The sequence below is a fragment of the Rugamonas sp. FW305-51 genome (assembly GCF_058786935.1).
Genome location: NZ_JBYSZG010000029.1, coordinates 16,255 through 37,105, shown reverse-complemented (window position 1 = coordinate 37,105; position 20,851 = coordinate 16,255). Strand labels below are relative to the sequence as shown.

Here is a 20,851-nt window from a genome sequence, read left to right as displayed (position 1 = left end):
TGTGTACCTAAGCGACCAGATGCCTGCCAGACGCCTACCAGTTGCGGAAGCGCTTGGGCGGGTCGTACAGGCCGCCCGAGGCGCGCACCAGGTCTTTCATCGTGCGCGCCGCCAGCAGGTCGCGCGTGGCCAGGCGCTTGTCGATGCCCATGTCCTCGGCGCGCCGGATGATACCGCGGTCGCGCAGATTCTCCACCATCCGGTGGTCGCGCGCCAGCCCCACGGGCGTGTAGCCGGCCACGCCGCGGATGGCCTGCTCGCGTTCCTCGTCGCTGCGGCACAGCAGCAGGTTGGCGATACCTTCCTCGGTCAGGATGTGGGTCAGGTCGTCGCCGTAGATCATCACCGGCGGGATGGCCATGCCGGACTGCTCGGCCAGCTCCCAGGCGTCGAGCCGGTCGACGAAGGCCGGGTGCATGTGTTCGCGGAAGGTTTCCACGATCTGCACCACCAGTTTCTGGCCGCGCGGGATGACGTTGCGTCCGGCCCGCGCCTGCTGGCCCGCCTTCAGCCACGCCGGGCTGGCATGGCGCCGGCCGCGCGCGTCGGCGCCCATGTTGGGCGCGCCGCCGAAACCGGCGATGCGTCCCAGCGTGGCGGTCGATGAGTTGCCCTGCAAATCGATCTGCAGGGTGGAGCCGATGAACATGTCGCAGGCGTAATGGCCGGCCGCTTGGCACAGGGCGCGGTTGCTGCGCATCGAGCCGTCCGGCCCCACCGCGAACACGTCGGGGCGGGCGCGGATGTACTGCTCCATGCCCAGCTCCGAGCCGAACGAGTGGATCGATTCGACGAAGCCCGATTCGATGGCTGGGATCAGCGCCGGATGCGGATTGAGCGCCCAGTGGCGGGCGATCTTGCCCTGCAGGCCGAGCGAGGCAGCATAGGTCGGCAGCAGCAGTTCGATGGCGGCCGTGTCGAAGCCGATGCCGTGGTTCAGCCGCTCGACCTGGTATTCGGCGTAGATGCCCTTGATGGCCATCATCGCCATCAGCACCTGGATCTCGGAAATCTGCGCCGGGTCGCGTGTGAACAGCGGTTCGATGTAGTAGGGACGGGGCGACTGCACGACGAAGTCGACCCAGTCGCCCGGAATGTCCACCCGCGGCAGCTGGTCCACGATCTGGTTCACCTGCACGATCACGATGCCGTTCTTGAACGCGGTCGCTTCCACGATGGCCGGCGTGTCCTCCGTGTTCGGCCCCGTGTACAGGTTGCCGTGGCGGTCGGCCGCTTCGGCCGCCACCAGCGCCACGCGCGGCGGCAGGTCGACGAAATAGCGGCCGAACAGTTCCAGATAGGTGTGGATGGCGCCGATATTGAGCTTGCCGGCCGCCACCAGCTGCGCCACGCGCACCGCCTGCGGGCCGGAAAACGAGAAGTCCAGCCGCGAGGCCACGCCCCGTTCGAACACGTCCAGGTGTTCCGGCAGGGCCAGCACCGACAGCAGCATGTGCAGGTCGTGCACGCGCTCCGGGTCCAGCCCGGCCAGCGCCTGGCCCAGGAAGTCGGCCTGCTTCTGGTTGTTCCCTTCCAGGCAGACGCGGTCGCCGTGTTCCAGCACCGCATGCAGCAGGTCGGCGATGCGGTGGGCGGGCAAGGCCTTGCCGGCCAGGTCGTGCCCGAGCGCCGTGCGCGCCCTTTGCAGGCGTCCGGCGCGGTTCACCTGCAGCGTGTTCCACACGCGCGGGGTATTCATCATTGGGCTCCCATGATCATGGCCGGCAGGCCGGTGGCAATGCCGGGAAATACGCACAACAGCAGTACTGCCGCAAACATCAGCAGCAGGAACGGCATCACGCCCCAGATCACTTCCTTGAGCGGGATATCGGGCGCGATGTTCTTGATGACGAAGATGTTCAGTCCCACGGGCGGGTGGATCAGGCCCATTTCCATCACCACCGTCATGACGATGCCGAACCAGATCAGGTCGAAGCCGGCCGCTTTCAGCGGCGGCAGGATGATGGGCGCCGTCATCAGGATAATCGACACGGGCGGCAGGAAGAAACCGAACACGATCACCATCAGCAGGATCACGCCCAGCAGCACCCACTTGGACAGGTGCATGGCGACCACCCAGTTGGCGGCCGACTGGCTGATGTGCAGGTAGCTCATCACGTAGGAATAGAACAGCGACATGCCGATGATCAGCAGCAGCATGGTCGACTCCTTGATGGTCGAAGTCAGGATGGGCGCCAGGTCCCTGGGCCGCCACACGCGGTAGATGCCGGCGATCAGCAGCAGCGCCAGCAGCGCGCCCAGGCCCGCCGTTTCCGACGGCGTGGCGAAGCCGCCGTACAGCGCCACCATCACGCCGATCAGCAGGATGATGAAGGGCAGCACGCGCGGCAGCATTTCCACCTTTTGTCCCAGCGTGAAATGCTCGTCCTCCAGGTAGGCCGACTTGGTGCCGCCCTGTTGGTAGATCGCCAGCGCGGCGCGGTACTCCTTGCGGGCGCGGTAGACGGCATAGCCGGCGAACAGCACCACCAGCAGCAGGCCCGGTCCTATCCCGGCCAGGAACAGCCGGCCCAGCGACTGCTCGGCCGCCACCGCGTACAGGATCATGGTGATGGACGGCGGCAGCAGGATGCCCAGCGTGCCGCCGGCGGCGATGATGCCGGCCGCGAAACCGGGCGAGTAGCCGCGCTTGCGCATCTCGGGGATGCCGGCCGAACCGATGGCCGAGCAGGTGGCCGGCGAGGAGCCGGCCATGGCGGCGAACAGCGCGCAGGCGAACACGTTGGCGATACCCAGCCCGCCCGGGACCTTGTGCAGCCAGGTGTGGATGGCCGAGTACAAGTCCTTGCCGGCCGGCGACTTGCCGATGGCGGCGCCCTTGAGGATGAACAGGGGAATGGACAGCAGCGTGATCGACGCCATTTCCTCGTACACGTTCTGGGTCACCGTGTCGAGCGAGGAGGCGGGCATGAAGAAGTACATGAAACCGGTGGCCACCACGCCCAGCGCGAAGGCGATCGGCATGCCCGAGAACATGACCACCAGCGTCACGGCGCCGTACAGGGCGCCCAGGGTCAGTTCGCTCATGGGGCGCTCCGTTTGTCGGTCAGGCGGGTGGCGCTTTGCAGCAGGAGCTGCAGCGTGAGCAGCGTCATGCCGGCCGCCATCATCGCGTACGGTATCCACAGCGGCGGGGCGAAAGTGGAGGAGGTGGTCTGGCCGTCGCGCCACGCTTCATGGAACAGGGTCCAGGACTTCCACGAGAAGAAGCAGCAGAACAGGCAGGACACGGCATCGACCATGAACAGGCGCGCCTGGTTCACGCCGCGCGGCAGCAGCGCGGCCAGCGCCTCGATGCCGATGTGGCCCCGGTACGACTGCACGTAGGCCGTGCAGAAGAAGGTCACGCCCACCAGCATGAACACGGACGCCTCGTCCTGCCAGTCGGTCGGTACATGGAAGAAGTAGCGCGACACCACGGAATAGGTCAGGATCAAGGCCGTCAGTACCAGCGCGCCCATGGCCAGCCGCAGCAAGGCCCCGTTCAGGTGGTTGAGCAGTCCGGCCAGCGCGCCCAGGGCGGCGTTGTCGGGCAGCGCCGGTCCCTTGGGCGGCTCCAGTTCGAAGCCGTGGCTCATAGCAGCTTCTCCGCCAGCTTGAGCAGCCTGGCGCAGTTTTCATTGCGCTCGCCGTAGTCCTTCCAGGCCGTGGTGCGGGCGATGGCCTGCCACTTCTTGACGGTGGCCGCGCTCAGGTCGACCACCTTGGCGCCGCTCTTGGCGTAGACGGCCGCCACCTGCGCGTCGTCGGCCTGGGCCGACTTGCGGGCGAACGCTTCCAGCTCGCCGCCCACGGCCAGGATGATGGCTTGCTGTTCCTTGCTCAGGCGGTCGAACACGGCCTTGGACATCAGCAGCGGTTCGAACATGAACCAGTAGGCGCTGCCGCGGCCCGTGGTCAGCGCCTTCGACACTTCCTCCAGCCGGAACGAGATCAGCGAAGTGGACGAGGTGAGGGCCGCTTCCATGGCGCCGGTCTGCATGGCGGCATAGATCTCGTTCGACGGCAGGGTGACGACGGCCGCGCCGGCCGCCTTGAGGATCAGGTCCATTTCGCGCGAGCCGCCCCGTATCTTCATGCCCCTGGCGTCTTCCGGTTCGACCACGGGCTTGGTGCGCGAGGCCATGCCGCCGGCCTGCCAGATCCAGCTGACGACGACGATGCCCTTGTCGAGCAGGATGCGGTTCAGTTCCTTGCCCACTTCCGCGTTCTTCCAGGCGTAGCCCTGATCGTAGGTGGTGACCAGGCCCGGCATCAGGCCGATATTGACCTCGGGCACCTCGCCGCCCGCGTACGACAGGGGCACCAGCGACATGTCCAGCGCGCCCTTGCGCATGGCCGAGAACTGGGCGTTCGTCTTCATCAGGGAAGAGCCGGGATAGATTTCGAACTTGAGTGCGCCCTTGCTGCGCTTTTCCACTTCGGCCGCGAACATACGGGTCAGGCGGTCGCGGAAGTCGCCTTCGTTGACGGTGCCGCCGGGGAATTGGTGCGCGATTTTCAGCGTCGTCGCTTGCTGCGCCCACGCCGTTGACAGCCACAGCGGGCTGGTGGCCAGCGCACCGAGCATGGCCCTGCGATTGATCGAACTCATACGTCCTCCAAGGATGGTCTCACGGTTACTTGCATTTGAATATGCAATAATCTTCTTTGTGTATACAAGAATATATTGATTAAATACATTGTCAAGCCAAATCCGCGTTTTATAATGGAGTCTCATATACACGTTTTGACTGCACACGATGAAGAACCATTCGGCCACCTTGCGCGAACAGATAGAGGAAATGATCGCCGTGGGCGCGCTGTCGCCCGGCCAGCACCTGGACGAGACGGAACTGGCGGCCCGCTTCGGCGTCTCGCGCACGCCCATCCGCGAAACGCTGATCCAGCTGGCCTCCATGGGCCTGGTGGTGATACGCCCGCGCCGGGGCGCCATCGTGGCCGAGCTGGGGCCGCAGCAGCTGGTGGAAATGTTCGAAGTGATGTCGGAACTGGAGGCCACCTGCGGCCGGCTGGCCGCGCGCCGCATGACGCCGCGGGAGCAGCAAGCCTTGCTGGACGCGCACCAGGCTTGCAAGAGCGCGCGTGACGCGCACGAGCCGGACGATTACTATTACAAGAACGAGGAATTCCACGAAGCGATCTACGCGGGCAGCCACAACCAGTTCCTGATCGAACAGACGCGGGCGCTGTACCGGCGCCTGCGGCCGTACCGGCGCCTGCAGTTGCGGGTGCGTGACCGGCTGGCCAATTCCTACGATGAGCACGACGGCGTGGTGCAAGCCATCGTGCATGGCGACGGCGAGCGGGCGGCCCAGCTGCTGCGCGAGCACGTGATGATACAGGGCCAGCGATTTTCCGATCTGATGGCGTCGTTGCCGTTGCTGAGCCAAAAGGCGGTCTGACACCGTCAACTTGAAGGAGGCAAGATGCGCCGCGTTCCCGTGTCAGGCATTGTCCTGCTGGTGGCCTTGGGTGCCGTGCTGCTGGCGCCATTGCCTTTGCCGCCCGGCGCCGTGCGCAACAGCGCCGTCATCGCCCGCAGTCCGGGCGCCGTGTTCGACTATGTGACCACGCCGGGCAACTGGCCGCGCTGGCATCCCTCGTCGCTGGCCGTGGCCGGCGCGACCGACCATTCGCTGCGCATGGGGGAAGTGGTGGACGAGGATTTCATTGTGGCCGGCTATCAGGGCCGGGTGCGCTGGACCGTGGTGCAGCGCCAGGCGCCGCAGCGCTGGGCCATCGCGGGCAAGATCGAGGAGGGTGGCAGCGGCAAGGTCAGTTACCGGCTTACGGCCGTGGACGGCGGCACGCTGTTCGAGCGTGAATTCGAGTATGCGCGGCCCAATTTGCTGTTCCTGCTGGCCGACCAGCTGCGCGTGCGGCGCCAGGTGACGGCCGAGTCGGCCGAAGCCTTGCGGCGGCTGAAGGCGGTGCTGGAAGGCCAGGCGCCCGCGCCACGCATGGCCGGCCCGGACCGGCACGCCAGCCCGGCGGCGCTGTAGCGGCTCAGCTGCGGCGTTGCAGGACGATGGGCACGCCCTCGGCCGGTGGCGTGGCGCCGGGCAGCATGTCCTGCAAGGTCAGGCGGTCGAGCACGTCCAGGTAGGCGCGGGTGGCCTGGCCCAGGGCGGACTTGAGGCGGCAGTCGCCCGTCAGCGGGCAGGTGTTGTGCTCGCGGTCGAAACACTCGGCCATGTAGAAATCCGTTTCCGTTTCCCGCACCAGCTGGCCGATATTGATGTCCTTGGGCTCGCGCCCCAGGCGCAGTCCGCCGTTGCGTCCGCGCACCGTTTCCACCATGCCGGACTGGCCCAGCTGGTACACCACCTTCATCAAATGGTTCTTCGAAATCGAATGGACGTCGGCGATGTCCTGGATGGTGACCAGGCGATCCCGATGGGCGCTCAGGTACAGCAGCGTGCGCAGCGTGTAATCGGTGAAGGAAGTCAGTCGCATCGTCGGTTCCGTGGTGGCGGGGAGGGCTGTCAATGCCCCTTGCAGCTTGCTATTCTACTAGCTGGCCGGCGTGGAGGGAAATTCAGCCTGCCGGCGGCCGAGGGCACACATGATTGCAGTATGATGGTCACATGGGCCAACCATGTGCGGCATCGCACCGATCTTGACGGCAGCTTGCCACATACTGGCCCGTCTTCACAAGCGGAGGAATGATGGACAACAGCGACCAGCGCCGGCAGTTTGTCGGCGAACTGTGGCGCCGGTTCGAGGCGCTGCAGCAATGGGCCATCGACAACTGGCCCGACAAGCAACATCCCCTGTCCAATGCCGATTTCGTGGCGGCGCGCCAGGAAATCCTGGCCCTGGCCGATGAGCGTCACCCCATGCCGGGCGGCCAGGTGCCGGAGCCGGCCGAAGGCGGCCCGCAGTACGTCGATGTCACGCCCACGCCCTGGCCGTGAGTGCCCTCTCAGCTTGCGGACCGGGCCGGCTGGCCCAGCAGCCATGCCGCCAGGCTGGCCACCAGGCCGGCCATCACGCCGCAGGCCAGCTTGAAGGCGCTGTCGAACAGCAAGGGCGCCACCAGGCCTGACACCAGGGCGAACAGCAGCATCTGGATGAACGACTGCATGGACGAGGCCAGCCCGCTGTTGTTGGGGAAATGGTTGAGCGCCATCATCGTCAGCGGCGGCATGGCCAGCGCCAGCGCGAACGAATAGACGAACAGCGGCAGCACGGCCCACGGCACTTGTGCCGGATAGAGGTAGTTATAGGCCATGTTGGCGGCGGCGGCCAGCGCCATCAGCCCGTATCCGAGCCAGACCAGCGTGCGCTGGCGGTAGCGGTGGGCGAATTTGGCCGCCAGCGCCGAGCCGACGATCATGCCGCTGATGAGGGGAATGAACAGCCAGGCGAAGGCTGTCTCCGGCAAATGCAGGATGTCGATGACGAAATAGGCGGCCGAGCCGATGTAGAGGGCAAAGCCGCCAAAGCTCAGGCCGATGGCCACGGACAGCAGCAGGAACTGGCGGTGGCACAGCACTTTCCAGTAATTGGCGGCGATGGCGCCCAGGTGGAACGGGTGGCGCGCCTGCTGCGGCAAGCTTTCCGGCAGCGCGCGCTGCACGGCGACAAACATCAGCACGCCGAAGCCGGCCAGGAACCAGAAGATGGAACGCCAGCCCAGGCTCACCTGCAGCCAGCCGCCCAGCACGGGCGCGATGGCCGGCGCCAGGCCGAACACCATCATCACGTGCGACAGGATCTTTTGTGCTTCGCCGCCCGAGAACCGGTCCTGTACGATGGCCCGGCCCACCACCGAGCCGGCACCGGCCGCCAGCCCTTGCAGCACGCGGCATACCAGCAGCACCCCCAGCGTGGGCGCCAGGGCGCCGCCGATCGAGGCGGCGATATACAGCAGCAGCGAGCCCAGGATGACGGGGCGGCGGCCGAACGAGTCCGACAGGGTGCCGTAGAACAGCATCATGGCGGCAAAACAGAACATGAACAGGCTCAGCGTCTGCTGGATGGCGAGCGGGGTAGCGTCGAAATCGCGGGCAATGGCTGGGAAAGAGGGCAGATAGGTGTCGATTGCCAATGGTCCGACCATGGTCAGGCCGGCCAGCAACAATGTCAGCAGAATATTCATGGGGTACTTCTTGTTCTTTGGAACGGTATTTTACGCTACTCGGGCTGAACCCGTATCGGCTAGCCCCGGCCGCTGGAACTATCGATTTTTTCGATGTTAAACCGGTAAACTTTGCGTTTTACATCGAATGTCCATGCACGCATAATCGGTCTCACACTTGAGCTGCGCCGCGCCGGCCGCTCACCACCGTTTGCCCGATTGGAGTTTTAGATGAAAAAGATAGTCGCCCTGCTGTTCGCCGCCGGTTTCACCATGGCCGCCTCGGCCACCCCGGAAACCTTCGTCATGGACACCACCCATACGTTTTCGCGCTTTGAATACAGCCATTTCGGCTATTCCACGCAGTTGAGCCGTTTTGACAGCACGACGGGCAAGATCGTGCTCGATCGCGCTGCCAAGACGGGTTCAGTGGAAGTGACGATCGATGCCAAATCGCTTGATACCGGCTATCCGACCTTCAACGGCCACCTGCAGGGCGAGGATTTCTTCGATACGGCCAAGTATCCCGTCATCACCTACAAATCGACCAAGTTCAACTTTGACGGCGACAAGCTGGCCACCGTCGACGGCAACCTGACCATCAAGGGCGTGACCAAGCCCGTCACGCTGACGGTGACGTCGTTCATGTGCATGCCGCACCCGATGATGAAGAAGGAAGCGTGCGGCGCCAACGCCGTCGCCAAGATCAAGCGTACCGAGTTCAACGCCGGTAAATATGCCCCTTACGTGGGCGATGATGTCACCCTGACCTTCGCTGTCGAAGCCATCAAGGAATAAGCGGCAAGTGGGTGTCCGGCCCCTTGCGTGGGCGGTTCTTTAGCGGTTCAGACCAGTTGGAACCAGCCCAGCACGGCGCCCGCTGCCAGCAGCCACAGCAAATGTATCCTGGTGCGCCAGATCAGCAGGCCGGCCGCCACCGACAACAGCCACAGTGGCCAGTCCTGTGCCAGGTCGCGGTGAGCGCTGCCGAGGATGATGCCCACTGAAACCATCAAACCCACCACCACCGGCGCCATGCCCTGCTTGAAGGCGCGCACTTCCAGCATGTCGCGGTTCTGGTGGCCCCAGCGGGCCGCCAGGTAGGTAATGGTGGTGCTGGGCACCATGATGCCCGTCATGGTGACGGCCACGCCGGCCAGGGCGGCCAGGTAGCTGCCGGCATTGAGGCCCACGTTCCAGCCCATCAAGGCCACGAACAGCACGTTCGGTCCCGGCGCCGCCTGGGCGATGGCGATCGAGTCGTTAAACTGTGATTGTGTCAGCCAATGGTGTTCTTCCACCAGAAAACGGTGCATTTCCGCCGTGGTCGATATGGCGCCGCCGATCGACATCAGCGACAGCATCAGGTAGTGGCCGAACAGGTTGAGCCAGTCGGCCCAGTCCAGCGTCAAGTGGATAGGGGCGTTCACGTGCGCATCTTCCGGTAAGTCATCACACAGCCCAGGCCGCCCAGCAGGGCCAGCGTATAGATCAGCGGCCAGTGCAGCACCACCACGCATATCACGCCCAGCGCGGCGATCAGCAGCGAACCGGCCAGCGGCAGCGGATGGCGCCGCAGGGCCGAACTCATTTTCAGTCCGGTGGCGGCGATCATGCCGGCCGACACGGCCGCCATGCCGCGCAGGGCGCCGGCCACGCCCGGATGGGCGGCATAATGGGAGTGGAGCAGGGCCAGCAGCAATACCAGCAGCAGCGGCACCGTCAGCATGCCGCCCAGGGCCGCCAGCGCGCCGGGCAGGCCGAAATAACGGCCGCCTATCATCATGGACAGGTTGACCACGTTGGGGCCGGGCATGATCTGGGCCACGGCCCATTCCTCGATGAATTCTTCCTGGCTCAGCCAGCGCTTGCGCTCGACCAGTTCACGCTGGACGACGGCCAGCACGCCGCCAAAGCCCTGCAGGGCCAGCAGGGTAAACGAGACGAACAGGTCGGATAGGGAAGTGGGGCGGGGCCGTTCCGGCACAGGTGGCGCAGTCATGCCGCAATTATGGCATGGCGCGCGAATTGCCGTGCGGCCACTCGAAAAAGCGGGCCCGGGCGTAGTTGCGAACGGGACATTTGATTTAGCACAAAACAGCTTTTTCAGGGTGTGGGGCGGGAATAACTTTTAATTGCGCGGCGATGGGAAGCTGCCATTGACTTTGGTCCATCTTGGCCGATACTCGTTTCTGGCAGCCGCCCAGGCGCCCGGCCGGAAGAGGAGCTGGCCGCAATGTAACAACCGACTAAAGGATGGTGATGAACGTTCTTAGCCTGCAACCGACAGCGTCGCCTGCGTCCGCTGACCTGTATCAAGTGAGAATCGACGAGCACTGCCGCGATGTCGTCGACCGCGGCATCCTGGTCCAAGCCAGCTTCAACACCATGTGCGCGATCGAGTACCTGAAGTCCAACAATGTCCAGGCCCACGTCATTGAACGGGTGCTATTACACCCCGAACAGCGGCGAAAAGCCCATCATTGAACCTTTCTTAAGCCTTTCTATTTCAGCCCGGTAAGAGATATTCCCGCCGGGCTGGTCGCGCTGCCGGCGCGGCGTTTTGCCGCCGGCCCCCACCCGCTTAGTTATACACAAAATGCCGTTTGAAGATATTTTGAAGTAACTTTCATGGTGACAATCGGTGATATTGTAAGTGGTTGATTTTATTGAAGATATTTTTTGCCTTCTGGATAGGCAGTTTGTTGAAAGGCCCGTCAGTACAGGCTTCTTGGGTTGTCAAGAGGGGCTTGTCCACAAAGATATCCACAGTCATTGTGGATATCCGAAAAAGTGCTTAACAATCCGCGACTTAGCGCGTTCCGTTGTCCGGATGTCGGCAAGATGCAGGCAAGTACGGGGAAAGTTGAGCGAAAATGAAAGCAGTTCACTACTGTATGCCTGAACAGTATTTTGTCCGGCGGCGCGCCGGCACCTACATCAGGCTGGCGACGGCGACGTAGGCGGCCGGACGGCCGTTGCCGTCGAGCGCGGGCATGATGGTGGTGCGCAGGCGCACCGGCTGGCCATCGCTGGCGTAGGCCGTCACGACGTCGCTCCACGCCTCGCCATCCCGCAGTGCCTGCAGCGCGTCGGCCAGCTGGTCCTGGGGCAGGGTGGCTTCGTGCAGCATGCGCGGCGACTGCCCCAGCAGCTGCTCAGGCGCAAAATGGAGCACGGCGCACAGCTTGTCGTTGACGTCGGCGATCTTGCCGGCAGCGTTGATGGTCATCATCAGTGCATGCTGGTCCACGGCCGCCAGCAGGCGGCGCGCCTGGCTCAGTTCCGTCTGCAGGGCGTGGTTGCGCTGCTCGGCCGCTTCCAGGCCCGCATAGGCGCGCAGCGACGAGATGACCGTGGTAAACAGCTTGCGGGTGGTCAGGTCGGTCTTGCACCAGAAATCGTTGATGTCGTAATCGAGGATGATGCTGTGTTCCAGCGCCTGGCCCGGCTGGCCCGTGCGCAGCACGATGCGCACCAGGTGGTTGCCCAGCACGTCGCGGATCTGGCGCGCCACGCGCAGGCCGGCGTCGCTGGTCTCCATGATGACGTCGAGCAGCACCAGCGCCACGTCGGGATTGGCCCGCAAGGTGGTCAGCGCTTCTTCGCCGCTGTAGGCGTGCAGGAAGCTGATGCGCCGGCCCATGAAGCAGGCATTGCTGAGGGAAAATTTGGTGACCACGTGCACATCGACGTCGTCGTCCACGATCAGCACCCGCCATGGCATGGGCGTCTGCGCCGGCGCTGGCTTGGTCGGCGCTACCTCATCTTCGATCATCCAGTTCGTCGAGTCGTCGTCATTCACGTCCATGCAATTTCTCACGGCAAGTCTAGGAAGGGCGCGTAGTGTACTGCAAGCGCCTGTGAAATGCGGTAGTTTAGAGTGACACTATTCCTGCCCCAGCGTTTTGTCAAAGGATTCCCGGCGGCGCTGCGCAAAATTGCCAATCTGCATCAAAAATATTTTCCAGCCACTTGAAAACTGACCGTCCGGCATAATTTAACAATATGTAAGTCATTGATTTTATTGATAAATTTTTCTGCCTGCAGATTGGGCATTTTGTTGAAACCCGCACCAGTACTGGCCTTCCAGCCTGTCAAGTGGCGGTTACCCACAACGTTATCCACAGTTGGTGTGGATATCTGCGAAAAGTGCTTAGTAAACGCCTGCTTAGACAACATAGCTGAGAAAACAGGTGCATCTGTGGCGGACCTGACACGGCGGCATCAGCGGCCGGGCTACAAGGCGGCGACCAGCCGCTGCAATTCCGCCAGAAACCGCTGTTGCGCCAGCAGGGGTGGCCATGGCTCCCACGCCACGCCGCCGTAACGCGCCTGCAGCGGATCGTCCGCCAGCGGCCGTTCGCCGATCTTGAGCGTGCGCCGCACTTCCTCGCCGGACCAGCCCACCACATGCACGGCCTCGCTGGCGGCCGCCACCCGGTCGGCCCGTTTGTGCAGCACGAATTCCTGCGCATTCCACCGTTGCAAGCCGTAACGCTGGAACACGGCATCCTGCAGGCGCTCGCTCAGCTGCTGGAAACGCTCGCCCAGGAAGGGTTTGAGCGGGCTCAGGCAGTCGAAACCGATCAAGCCCTCGTCGCCATCGTGGATCAGCTCGCGCAGCTCCGCTTCCGGCGGCAGGGGCTCGGGCGCCATGGCCCGCCGCAACAGCATCACCGTGATCGAGTGCTGGGCCACGGACAGGGGCAGGTCCCAGCGCGAATGGCCGCCCCAGCGGTAGGTGCGGGCCAGGCCCAGCGCCAGGTCCGTATCGTCCCAGTCCAGTGGCGTGGGGTCCAGCAGATCGAGGCGCTTGCCCGACGGCATACGCACCCAGGCGCGATGGTCGCCGGCCATTTGTGCTTCCTTTCCCAAATCGCGTGTCGCGTCACGCCACCATCGTACACCGGCGCCGGGCCCGGTGTGGGCCGGACGCCCCGTTGCGGGCCCGCTTGCGGCAGCTTGTTGCTTTTTGGTAGTTGCCGGCTGCGTCAGCGCTTGCGGGCCAGCGTCAGGCCGTCGCTCAGGGGCAGCAGCGACAGGTCGATGCGCTCGTCGGCATGGAGCTTGATGTTGAGCGCCTGCAGGGCCGCCGTCTCGGGCGTGGCGGCCGGCGCGGCCACCTGGCCGCTCCACAGCGTGTTGTCGATGGCGATCAGGCCGCCGGCGCGCACCAGTTGCATGCACCGTTCGTAATAGCCGTCGTAGTTGACCTTGTCGGCGTCGATGAAGGCGAAATCGTACTGGCCCGCCTCGCCGGCCGCCAGCCGGGCGTCCAGCGTGCCGAGCGCCGGTCCCAGGCACAGTTCGATTTTGCCGGCCACCCCGGCCTGCTCCCAGTAGGGCTGGCCGATGCGCGTGTATTCATCGTTCACGTCGCAGGCCAGCAGGCGGCCGTGCGCGGGCAGGGCCAGCGCCACGGACAAGGCGCTGTAGCCGGTGAAGACGCCGATCTCGATGGCGCGCCGCGCTCCCATCAGCTTGACCAGCAGGGCCATGAACTGGCCTTGCTCGGGCGAGATCTGCATGTTGGCCAGCGGATGGGCGGCCGTCGCGGCCCGCAGCCGGGTTTGCGCCGGATGTTCGCGGATCGAGTGGTCGAGCAGGTATTGGTAGAGCGTATCGTCAAGTTCCAGGGTACGGTTGGACATGCTTGTTCTCCCAGGCAGTTTCAGGCCCCCAGGGCCTGACATGAGGATAGTGTAGCAGTCTTTCTGTTTGTTTAACTTTGCGGTAAATACATCTGCTCCACGGCCGCCACCAGCGCTTCGTTGTCGAACGGTTTGCGCAGCACGCCATGGGCGCCCAGGGCCAGCGCCTGCTGCAGCCGCTCTTCCGTGTCGGCCGAGATGACCAGGATACGGCACGGGGCCGGCAACTCTGCCCTTTGCAGGAAGCGCAACACGGCCAGCCCGTCCATGCCCGGCATGCGCAGGTCCAGCGTCATGACGCCGGGACGGAAGGTGGGCAGCAGGGCGCCCGCCTCGAAGCCGTTGGCGGCGATGGCCGTCTCGAAACCGGCGCCGCGCAGCACCCGTTCGATGGCGCGCGCCATGGCCGGTTCATCGTCGGCGATCAATACCCGGCGCGGCAGGGCCGGCGGCGCGCTGCGGTCGGGAATGCCGTGCTCGGCCATGAAACGGTGCAGCGCGGCGCGGGTGACGCGGCGGTCGCCCCGACCCGGTAATTTGTATGCCTGCAACAGTCCGCGATCTATCCAGCGCAGCACGGTGCGGAAGTTGACGCCGCAAATTGCCGCCGCTTCCCCTGTGGTCAATACGTCTTGTTCGTCCGGTTCCATGGCACCTCGGTAGTTAAGTCATGTTTGACAGGATAGTCAGGTTGGACTAAATTGACAACAGGCAATGCGGTTTTCCCCGTTAATAAAGTGGCATGGTCACAACAGGAGCAGCCATGGAAACTTTGCTGTCAGCATCCGGCCTGGCGCCGTGCGAGCGGATACGGTTCGCCAGCCTGTGCCGGCGACAGGGCTTGCGCCCGGAACGCTTCCTCGTGATGGTCGATGTCCTGGGCCATCCCGGCAGCGGCGGCGGGCGCCGCACGGTACGGGTGTTGCACGCGCACGCTTGCCGGCGCTATCCGCTGGACGCACTGGGCCGCTGGCTGGAAGCATTCGAGGCCGATTTGCGGGCCGGCCATTTCCACTTCTGGTGCGGCGCGAACCCAGCCTGAGCCAGCCAGATCTACTTCGGGAGTACGATGATGAGCATTATTGCCAACGATACCATGCCGATGATGGACGAATACCAGTTTTACCAGCTGCTGGAAGGGCCGGCGCCGGTGCAGGTCGACATTGTCCGGCTGGGGCCGTATTTCGCCCCCTACGTGCCGGCCACGGACGTACCGGGTCAGGCGGCGCCGTACGGCGCCATCGTGCGCGGCCACAGCGACGTGCTGGCGGCCGAGACGGTGGAAGGGGTGCGCCGCTTGCTGCTCGACATCGCCGACGGTTCGCCCCGGCTGCGCATCAACGACGCGGCCGTGCGCGACGCCTGAACGTCAGTTGTTGTGTGCGCTCCAGCCGCCGCCGTGGCGGATGAAGACGGATTTGGACAATTCGTAGCGGCGGTCCGCCAGCGGCGTACGGGCGCGCTCGGCGATCAGCTCGAAGGCGCGCGGCTGTTCGGAGCCGATGGTAAAGATCAGGTCGCGCGACGGGATGGCCGCCAGCGGCTGGCCGGGCAGGTGGGGCGCCAGGCGCGGCCACAGGTCGTCCAGCAGCAGCAAGGTGGCTTCGAAGGTGCCGCCGGCCGAGATGCCGATGACGCCGTCGCCGCAATCGTGCAGCTGGATGCGGTCCAGGCAGCGCGGCAGGTTCTGCACGGCCAGCCGGTGCAGCGCATCCAGGTCCATGCCCAAGGTGTCGAACGTCTTGTTGGTGATGTACTCGAGGCGGTTGGGACGGTCCACGGCATACATCACCACCACGTCGGCCGCCAGCGGACGCAGCACGGGGGAGTCGGCCGGCGCCAGGTCGGCCAGCGTGGCCGCCGCGTCCTTGCTGGCCAGCTGCTTGAGCATGGGGATGATGAAAGGCGTATCGCTCATGGCTGTCCTGCCGCGGGGCGGCGGCGTCGTGTTTGTGGTTTGGCAAGCATGCCGTCGCCCATTCTAATCGACGTATTGTCGTTTCGACCAGCGATTGCGCTACGGGGCGGGCGCTTTTTTGGGGAGAATTGACGGCCTGCAGGTATCATGGCGCTTTTCGTTTTCGCCGGAGATGGTGTCATGTTGATAGCCCCAGAACAATTTTTCGCCTTCCTTGCCGCCGCGCTGCTGATTACCGTCTCGCCGGGGCCGGACAACCTGATGGTGCTGGGCGTGGGCATGTCGCGCGGGCGGCGCCAGGGCATGGCATTCGGCCTGGGTTGCGCGCTCGGCTGTCTGAGTCACACGGTGCTGGCCGCGCTGGGCGTGAGCGCCCTGATCAAGGCCTCGCCGCTGGCGTTTGGCGGCCTCAAGCTGGCCGGCGGCCTGTACCTGGTCTGGCTGGGCATAGGTGCCTTGCGCAGCCGGGGCGGCGCCCGGGTGGACGGCAGCGCGCTGCCCGATGAATCGCTGGGCAAGCTGTTTGCCAAGGGCTTGTTCGCCAACAGCATCAATCCCAAGGTGGTGTTGTTCTTCCTGTCCTTCCTGCCGCAGTTCGTCATTGCCGAGCGGGGCGGCGCCAGCTGGCAGACGGCCCAGCTGGGGCTGATCTTCACGGCCCAGGCTTGCCTGCTGTTTGGTTTGCTGGGCTATTTTTCCGGCGCCGTCGGCACCTGGATCAACCGCCATCCCCGTGCCGGGCTGTGGCTGGACCGGGTGGCGGGCGCCATTTTCGTCGGCCTGGGCCTGCGCCTGATCGTGGCCCGCTGAAGGGTGGAGGCGGGGACGTTATCGAAAGAGAAAAAATGTCATGGTAATAAGCGATGTCATCAAGCCGTCATGCTGCACTGCCACAATGGCCTTGCTCTTTCAAGTCTCTCCCGATTTGAAAATCTTCGCCCGCCCCGCAAGGGAGCGGGCTTTTTTTTAATCAAAAAAAAAAGGGGTACGTCCCCATTTTTTTACAATCGGGGTTCCTCGCACTGACCTCGCCGGGTAGTTAGCGGGCGCGCAGGTCGAAGCGCAGCTCGAGCTCGTCTTGCACGGCCATGGCGCCGGCCATGACGGAGAACGGCACCAGGCCAAAATCCGTCTGCTTGAGCTTGGCGGTGCCGCGCACCCGCAGGCCGTCGCCGTCCGCTTCGCGTTGCGCTTGCACCGGCACGGTGCGGGTGATGCCATGCAGGGTGACCGTCACTTGCAGATGGTCGCCGTCGCTCCGTTCAGTGTGCACTTGCACCAGCGGGTAATGTTCGGCGTCCAGCACGCGCGTCAGCATGTTGTGGCGCGTGCCGGCGATGGCGTCGGCCGCCGGCTGCGGCGCCAGGCCCGCTTCCGTGCGCAGCGCCGCCTCGTCCACCGTCATCTGGTCCAGCCGGAACTGGAAATCGGCGCGGTTCTGGGCCGGCGCCACGTAGCCGTCGAGCTGGCGGACCGCGACCAGGTGGTCATGGCCGAAACGGGCCAGGGGCCCGGCCCGCCGCACCAGCACGGCGATCAGGGAGCGCTGGCCGTCGATGCGCAGCACGGCCTGGCCGGCCGCCTGCCATTGCAGATAGGGGGCGCGCCAGTCGGCCGTTGCTGCGGCGGCCGGCGGGGCGCCGGCAGGCACGGTTTCCCGCTGCAATCCGGCTGGGGCGCAGGCGGCCAGCAGGCAGGCGAGGAGCGGGGCCGCCAGCCTGGCGCGCCGGCGCGACGGACGGAGCGGCGCCAGCCCGGCGCGCCAGGCGGACGGAGGGGGCGATTGCACGCTACGGGGCGGTGCGGCGGACGGCCGCCATGGCGCCGGCAACGGCAAGCGGTGTAATATTGTTGATAATGTCATGAAATGGATATCCGCCCGTCATTTGGCCGTCACAATGGCCCTATATGATTCGTCCCGCTGGTCCCAGCGTGCTTGAGCTGGTCACCGTGTCCGAGCCGGCACGGGATTTCACAGAGCACGACTCAGCAGGTTAGCCGGTGGCCTGGAGCACCGGCACCAGAATTCCTGCGCGGCGGGCATCCCGGCCCGCCCAGCTCCCCATGTTCGCCCGCGCGTGGCCGGGTGAACGATTATTCAGTTACCTTAATGAAGTCCTAAGCCTAGCGTTGCCGATAGCTGGCAAAGTAACACCTGTAGCGCACGGTATCAACCCGGCGCAGAGTTGCCGGACTCATCCTCCGGCACAGAATTCTCCAGGCGGCACCATGGCCGCCGGAACCGATAATCCCTACGCTTTAATCAGCGTTTCAGGCCGGCCCATCGAACGATGCTGCCGGCCTCTTTTTTTGCCGTTCAGGGCGCCGCGCGCGCCAGCCAGGCATCGATCTGCGGCAGGCGCTGCTGGCGCACCTTGATGCGGTAGGCAATGCCGGCCACGGCGGCGCTGGTGTCGCCCTGGGCGCCGGCCGGCAAGTGCTCCCTGGCATAGGCCGTCAGCTTGTCCATCATGGCCGGATCGGCCGAACGGCTGGCCAGGTGGGGGAAGTAACGGGACCGCGAGGCCACGTCGATCTTGCCCTCCACCTGTTCGCGGTGCGCCACGGCGTAATTGAATGCCAGCTCCGGATGGTGCACGGCCACGCGCGAGATCATGGCGGCGCTGTCGGTGGCGCCCGGCTCGCCGCTGAGGGCCAGCTCCAGGGCCCGCTGAGCGAGCGCCGCGTCTTCGGCCGCGCCCAGCAGCAGGTACAGCTCGGTGCGCACCAGGGCGGTGGTTTCCTCCCTGGCCATCTGGTGCAGGCGTTCCCAGGTGGCGGCGTCCGCATGCCGGGCCACCACGCTCATGATGGTGAGCTTGAGGGCGGCCGGCATGGCCGACGGATCGGTGGCGGCGGCGTCGAAGCGGCGGCGCGCTTCGGCGATGGTGCCGGCGTCGCCGAGCACGCTCAGGGCCGAGATCAGTTCGGCGCGCAGGTTGGCCACGGGGCCGCCCTCGTTCGCGGCCGCGTTCCAGCCTGTGCGCGCCAGCACGGGCGCCAGGCGCGCGCGCGCGTAGCGGCCGAAGGTGGCGCGGCGCTGCGGCTGGTTTTCATAGTGCTGGTCGATGTCGGCATAGACCTGGGCGATCTGGCTCCACACCTGGGGCACCGCGTCCAGCGGCGCGCGGCTGGCCAGGTCGAGGAAGTCGGAGGCCGGCTGCAGGCCGGCCATGCCCAGCGACCAGCTGTTGGTCAAGGTGCCGAGCTGGTCGATCGGCGCCAGGCTGGCGAACTGCCCGGCCAGCGCGTCGAACACCTTGGGCGCGTACAACGTGCGGTAGTAGCCGGCCTGGCCGGCGTTGACCAGCACGGCGCCGCAGCCGGGCACCGTCATGCTGGCGTGCTTGCCGCTGACGATGGCGCGGGCGCTGGCGTGGCCCACGGTCTGGGCAATGACGGGCACCTGCCACGTGAGCGGTGCCTTGTCCAGCCGGTCCTTGCTGAATTCGCCCTGGGACAGGGTGACGCTGGTGCTGCCGTTGCGGCACACGGCATCCTGTACCCGGATCAGCGGCACGCCCGGTTGCAGCGTGAAGTCGTGGGCGATGGCGCGCACCGGCTTGTGGGCCGCGTGCTCGATCTCGCGCCACAGGTCGTCGGACACGGTGTTGCCGTGGGCGTGGCGGCGCATGTAGCTGCGCACGCCGGCACGCCATGCATCCTCGCCCACGTAGTTTTCCAGCATGCGGATGACCGATTCGCCCTTCTGGTAGGTGATGCTGTCGAAGGCCTGGTTGGCCTGTTCCACCGTCGCGATATGGGTCACCACCGGGTGGGTGGTGGCCAGCGCATCCTGTCCCATGGCGTGATCGCGCGTGCTCACGGCATTGAGTTCGGTATGCCATTCCGGATGCAGGCGGGCCGTGGTGCGGCTTTCCATCCAGCTGGCGAAGCCCTCGTTGAGCCACAGGTCGTCCCACCACTGCATGGTGACCAGGTCGCCGAACCACTGGTGCGCGATTTCGTGCGTCACCGTCAGGAACACTTCTTCCTTGTCGGTCTGGGTCATGATGGACGGATCGAGCAGCATCGCGTTCTCGAAGTAGAAGATGGCGCCCCAGTTCTCCATCGCGCCGAAGAAGGGGCTGCGGCCCGGTGCTGCGATGTTGTCCAGCTTGGGCAGCGGGTAGGGCAGGCCGAAGTAGTCGTTAAATTCGCGCAGCACGGCGCGGCTGGCGTCGAGCGAGAAGCGGGCCTGATCGAGCTTGCCCTTCTGGGTGACGACGCCCAGTTCGGTGGCGCCTTCCTGCACGGTGGCGCGGTCGAACTCGCCCATGCTGAAGAACAGCAGGTAGCTCGACATGCGCGGCGTGGTGGCAAAGCGCAGCAGCTGGCGGCCGTCGGGCAGGGGGCTGGATGAGGCCAGCGGCATGTTGGAGATGGCGTTCTGGCCGGCCGGCGCCGTCAGCTCCAGCGCGAAGGTGGCCTTGTAGTTCGGTTCGTCCCAGCAGGGCAGCACGCGGCGCGCGTCCGAATTTTCGAACTGGGTGTAGAGCGCGCGCTTGGCGACGCCGCCGTTCTGATAGTCGAGCTGGAACAGGCCGGCCGGTTGGGTGCCGATCTTGCCGCGATAGGCCAGCTGCAGCTGGTAGCTGCCGGGCGCCAGTTCGCGCGCAAAGCGCAGCGTGACGGTCTGCTCGTCGGCATCGGTGGTGATGGCGCTGGCCGCCAGCGGCGCCTGGCCGGGACCGGCGCTGATGGCCGCGCTGGCGAAGTCCAGGTCCACGGCGTTGAGGGTCAGGCTGGTGCTGGGCTGGCCGATCTCGAGCGCGATGGTGACGCTGGCGCTGAAGGTGCCGTGTTCGGCGTCGGGCGCGATGGACAGCGCGTAATGGCTAGGGCGGGCATTGCGCGGCAGCTGGGTGGTGACCTGGGCGGCCGTGGCGCTGGCCTTGGCCGGTGCGGCGACGGCCGCCGTGGCTGGAAACTGGTGGCTGGCGACCAGCGCGAGGACGGCCAGTGAAATCAAGCTGCGTTGCATGCTGAACCCTTTATCTTGTGGAGTCGGGAAAACGATTGGAGTGTAGCGGCAATCTACGGGCAAAGGACATTCTTGTCAATGCGACCACACTCGCCGGCCCGGGGAGCGCCGGCCGGTAAATGGCGCTATGATCTGGGCTGCATGGCCCGCCTCCCGCCGGCCGTCACCGACCCAAAAGGAAAGATGCA

At 65.3% G+C, this 20,851-nt stretch carries 24 protein-coding genes; 8 read left to right on the top strand and 16 right to left on the bottom strand.

Annotation, left to right across the window (positions count from 1 at the left end):
- Positions 1–34: 34 nt before the first annotated feature.
- Genes mdcA through dctP form a run of 4 tightly spaced genes read right to left on the bottom strand, consistent with a single transcriptional unit; the run spans position 35 to position 4,615 of the window.
- Complete coding sequence (mdcA, locus tag AC3WOS_RS18970) at positions 35–1,702, bottom strand: malonate decarboxylase subunit alpha (RefSeq protein ID WP_492717580.1); 1,668 nt, start codon at positions 1,700–1,702, stop codon at positions 35–37.
- Positions 1,699–3,048, bottom strand: a complete 1,350-nt coding sequence (locus AC3WOS_RS18965) for a TRAP transporter large permease (protein WP_492717579.1) — start codon at positions 3,046–3,048, stop codon at positions 1,699–1,701. The genes mdcA and AC3WOS_RS18965 overlap by 4 nt, the downstream gene beginning before the upstream one ends.
- Complete coding sequence (locus AC3WOS_RS18960; protein ID WP_492717578.1) at positions 3,045–3,599, bottom strand: TRAP transporter small permease; 555 nt, start codon at positions 3,597–3,599, stop codon at positions 3,045–3,047. The genes AC3WOS_RS18965 and AC3WOS_RS18960 overlap by 4 nt, the downstream gene beginning before the upstream one ends.
- Positions 3,596–4,615 carry a TRAP transporter substrate-binding protein DctP gene (dctP, locus tag AC3WOS_RS18955; RefSeq protein WP_492717577.1) on the bottom strand — a complete coding sequence of 340 codons (1,020 nt, stop codon included), beginning with the start codon at positions 4,613–4,615 and terminating at the stop codon, positions 3,596–3,598. The genes AC3WOS_RS18960 and dctP overlap by 4 nt, the downstream gene beginning before the upstream one ends.
- A gap of 148 nt (positions 4,616–4,763) precedes the next feature.
- Here dctP and AC3WOS_RS18950 point away from each other — a divergent pair, with 148 nt between their 5' ends.
- Both AC3WOS_RS18950 and AC3WOS_RS18945 read left to right on the top strand, forming a co-directional pair.
- The gene (locus AC3WOS_RS18950) at positions 4,764–5,426 is read left to right on the top strand and encodes a GntR family transcriptional regulator (RefSeq protein ID WP_492717576.1); all 663 of its coding nucleotides are present in this window, start codon (positions 4,764–4,766) and stop codon (positions 5,424–5,426) included.
- Positions 5,427–5,450: 24 nt separating this feature from the next.
- On the top strand, positions 5,451–6,026 hold the full coding sequence (locus AC3WOS_RS18945; protein ID WP_492717575.1) for an SRPBCC family protein: 576 nt from the start codon (positions 5,451–5,453) through the stop codon (positions 6,024–6,026).
- 4 nt (positions 6,027–6,030) lie between these two features.
- Here AC3WOS_RS18945 and AC3WOS_RS18940 read toward each other — a convergent pair whose 3' ends face one another.
- Positions 6,031–6,480: an RrF2 family transcriptional regulator gene (locus AC3WOS_RS18940; protein WP_492717574.1), complete on the bottom strand. Its 450-nt coding sequence runs from the start codon at positions 6,478–6,480 to the stop codon at positions 6,031–6,033.
- A 212-nt stretch (positions 6,481–6,692) separates the two neighbouring features.
- Between AC3WOS_RS18940 and AC3WOS_RS18935 the strand changes: the two genes are divergently transcribed.
- Positions 6,693–6,941, top strand: coding sequence for a hypothetical protein (locus AC3WOS_RS18935; RefSeq protein ID WP_492717573.1), 249 nt, complete (start codon positions 6,693–6,695; stop codon positions 6,939–6,941).
- Between the two features lie 8 nt (positions 6,942–6,949).
- On the opposite strand, the gene AC3WOS_RS18930 is transcribed toward AC3WOS_RS18935, so the two are convergent.
- On the bottom strand, positions 6,950–8,128 hold the full coding sequence (locus tag AC3WOS_RS18930; RefSeq protein WP_492717572.1) for a multidrug effflux MFS transporter: 1,179 nt from the start codon (positions 8,126–8,128) through the stop codon (positions 6,950–6,952).
- 210 nt (positions 8,129–8,338) lie between these two features.
- Here AC3WOS_RS18930 and AC3WOS_RS18925 point away from each other — a divergent pair, with 210 nt between their 5' ends.
- Positions 8,339–8,905, top strand: a complete 567-nt coding sequence (locus AC3WOS_RS18925; protein ID WP_492717571.1) for a YceI family protein — start codon at positions 8,339–8,341, stop codon at positions 8,903–8,905.
- Positions 8,906–8,952: 47 nt separating this feature from the next.
- Here the strand turns inward: AC3WOS_RS18925 and AC3WOS_RS18920 are convergent, their stop codons facing one another.
- Positions 8,953–9,537, bottom strand: a complete 585-nt coding sequence (locus tag AC3WOS_RS18920; protein ID WP_492717570.1) for a chromate transporter — start codon at positions 9,535–9,537, stop codon at positions 8,953–8,955.
- A complete protein-coding gene (locus AC3WOS_RS18915; protein WP_492717569.1) occupies positions 9,534–10,109 on the bottom strand; it encodes a chromate transporter in 576 nt (191 codons plus the stop codon). Before AC3WOS_RS18915 ends, AC3WOS_RS18920 begins: the two co-directional genes overlap by 4 nt.
- Positions 10,110–10,369: 260 nt before the next feature.
- On the opposite strand from AC3WOS_RS18915, the gene AC3WOS_RS18910 reads away from it, so the two are divergent.
- Positions 10,370–10,594 (top strand): hypothetical protein, encoded by a 225-nt coding sequence (locus AC3WOS_RS18910; protein WP_492717568.1) that lies wholly within the window; start codon positions 10,370–10,372, stop codon positions 10,592–10,594.
- Positions 10,595–11,042: 448 nt separating this feature from the next.
- On the opposite strand, the gene AC3WOS_RS18905 is transcribed toward AC3WOS_RS18910, so the two are convergent.
- The 5 genes from AC3WOS_RS18905 to AC3WOS_RS18885 all read right to left on the bottom strand — a co-directional run bounded on the left by AC3WOS_RS18905 (position 11,043) and on the right by AC3WOS_RS18885 (position 14,411).
- Positions 11,043–11,918, bottom strand: a complete 876-nt coding sequence (locus AC3WOS_RS18905) for a PAS domain-containing protein (RefSeq protein WP_492717567.1) — start codon at positions 11,916–11,918, stop codon at positions 11,043–11,045.
- A gap of 143 nt (positions 11,919–12,061) precedes the next feature.
- Positions 12,062–12,223 carry a hypothetical protein gene (locus AC3WOS_RS18900; protein WP_492717566.1) on the bottom strand — a complete coding sequence of 54 codons (162 nt, stop codon included), beginning with the start codon at positions 12,221–12,223 and terminating at the stop codon, positions 12,062–12,064.
- 123 nt (positions 12,224–12,346) lie between these two features.
- Positions 12,347–12,967, bottom strand: a complete 621-nt coding sequence (locus tag AC3WOS_RS18895) for a phosphohydrolase (protein WP_492717565.1) — start codon at positions 12,965–12,967, stop codon at positions 12,347–12,349.
- 134 nt (positions 12,968–13,101) lie between these two features.
- The gene (locus AC3WOS_RS18890; protein WP_492717564.1) at positions 13,102–13,761 is read right to left on the bottom strand and encodes a class I SAM-dependent methyltransferase; all 660 of its coding nucleotides are present in this window, start codon (positions 13,759–13,761) and stop codon (positions 13,102–13,104) included.
- A gap of 71 nt (positions 13,762–13,832) precedes the next feature.
- The gene (locus tag AC3WOS_RS18885; protein WP_492717563.1) at positions 13,833–14,411 is read right to left on the bottom strand and encodes a response regulator; all 579 of its coding nucleotides are present in this window, start codon (positions 14,409–14,411) and stop codon (positions 13,833–13,835) included.
- Between the two features lie 113 nt (positions 14,412–14,524).
- On the opposite strand from AC3WOS_RS18885, the gene AC3WOS_RS18880 reads away from it, so the two are divergent.
- Together AC3WOS_RS18880 and AC3WOS_RS18875 are read left to right on the top strand one after the other, a co-directional pair.
- On the top strand, positions 14,525–14,803 hold the full coding sequence (locus tag AC3WOS_RS18880) for a hypothetical protein (RefSeq protein WP_492717562.1): 279 nt from the start codon (positions 14,525–14,527) through the stop codon (positions 14,801–14,803).
- Positions 14,804–14,830: 27 nt separating this feature from the next.
- On the top strand, positions 14,831–15,127 hold the full coding sequence (locus tag AC3WOS_RS18875; protein WP_492717561.1) for a hypothetical protein: 297 nt from the start codon (positions 14,831–14,833) through the stop codon (positions 15,125–15,127).
- A gap of 3 nt (positions 15,128–15,130) precedes the next feature.
- Here the strand turns inward: AC3WOS_RS18875 and AC3WOS_RS18870 are convergent, their stop codons facing one another.
- Positions 15,131–15,679 carry a DUF1444 domain-containing protein gene (locus AC3WOS_RS18870; protein WP_492717560.1) on the bottom strand — a complete coding sequence of 183 codons (549 nt, stop codon included), beginning with the start codon at positions 15,677–15,679 and terminating at the stop codon, positions 15,131–15,133.
- Positions 15,680–15,859: 180 nt separating this feature from the next.
- Here AC3WOS_RS18870 and AC3WOS_RS18865 point away from each other — a divergent pair, with 180 nt between their 5' ends.
- A complete protein-coding gene (locus AC3WOS_RS18865) occupies positions 15,860–16,489 on the top strand; it encodes a LysE family translocator (RefSeq protein WP_492717559.1) in 630 nt (209 codons plus the stop codon).
- A 229-nt stretch (positions 16,490–16,718) separates the two neighbouring features.
- Here the strand turns inward: AC3WOS_RS18865 and AC3WOS_RS18860 are convergent, their stop codons facing one another.
- Both AC3WOS_RS18860 and AC3WOS_RS18855 read right to left on the bottom strand, forming a co-directional pair.
- Positions 16,719–17,468, bottom strand: coding sequence for a YceI family protein (locus AC3WOS_RS18860; protein WP_492717558.1), 750 nt, complete (start codon positions 17,466–17,468; stop codon positions 16,719–16,721).
- A gap of 528 nt (positions 17,469–17,996) precedes the next feature.
- A complete protein-coding gene (locus AC3WOS_RS18855) occupies positions 17,997–20,663 on the bottom strand; it encodes a M1 family metallopeptidase (RefSeq protein WP_492717557.1) in 2,667 nt (888 codons plus the stop codon).
- Positions 20,664–20,851 lie beyond the last annotated feature (188 nt).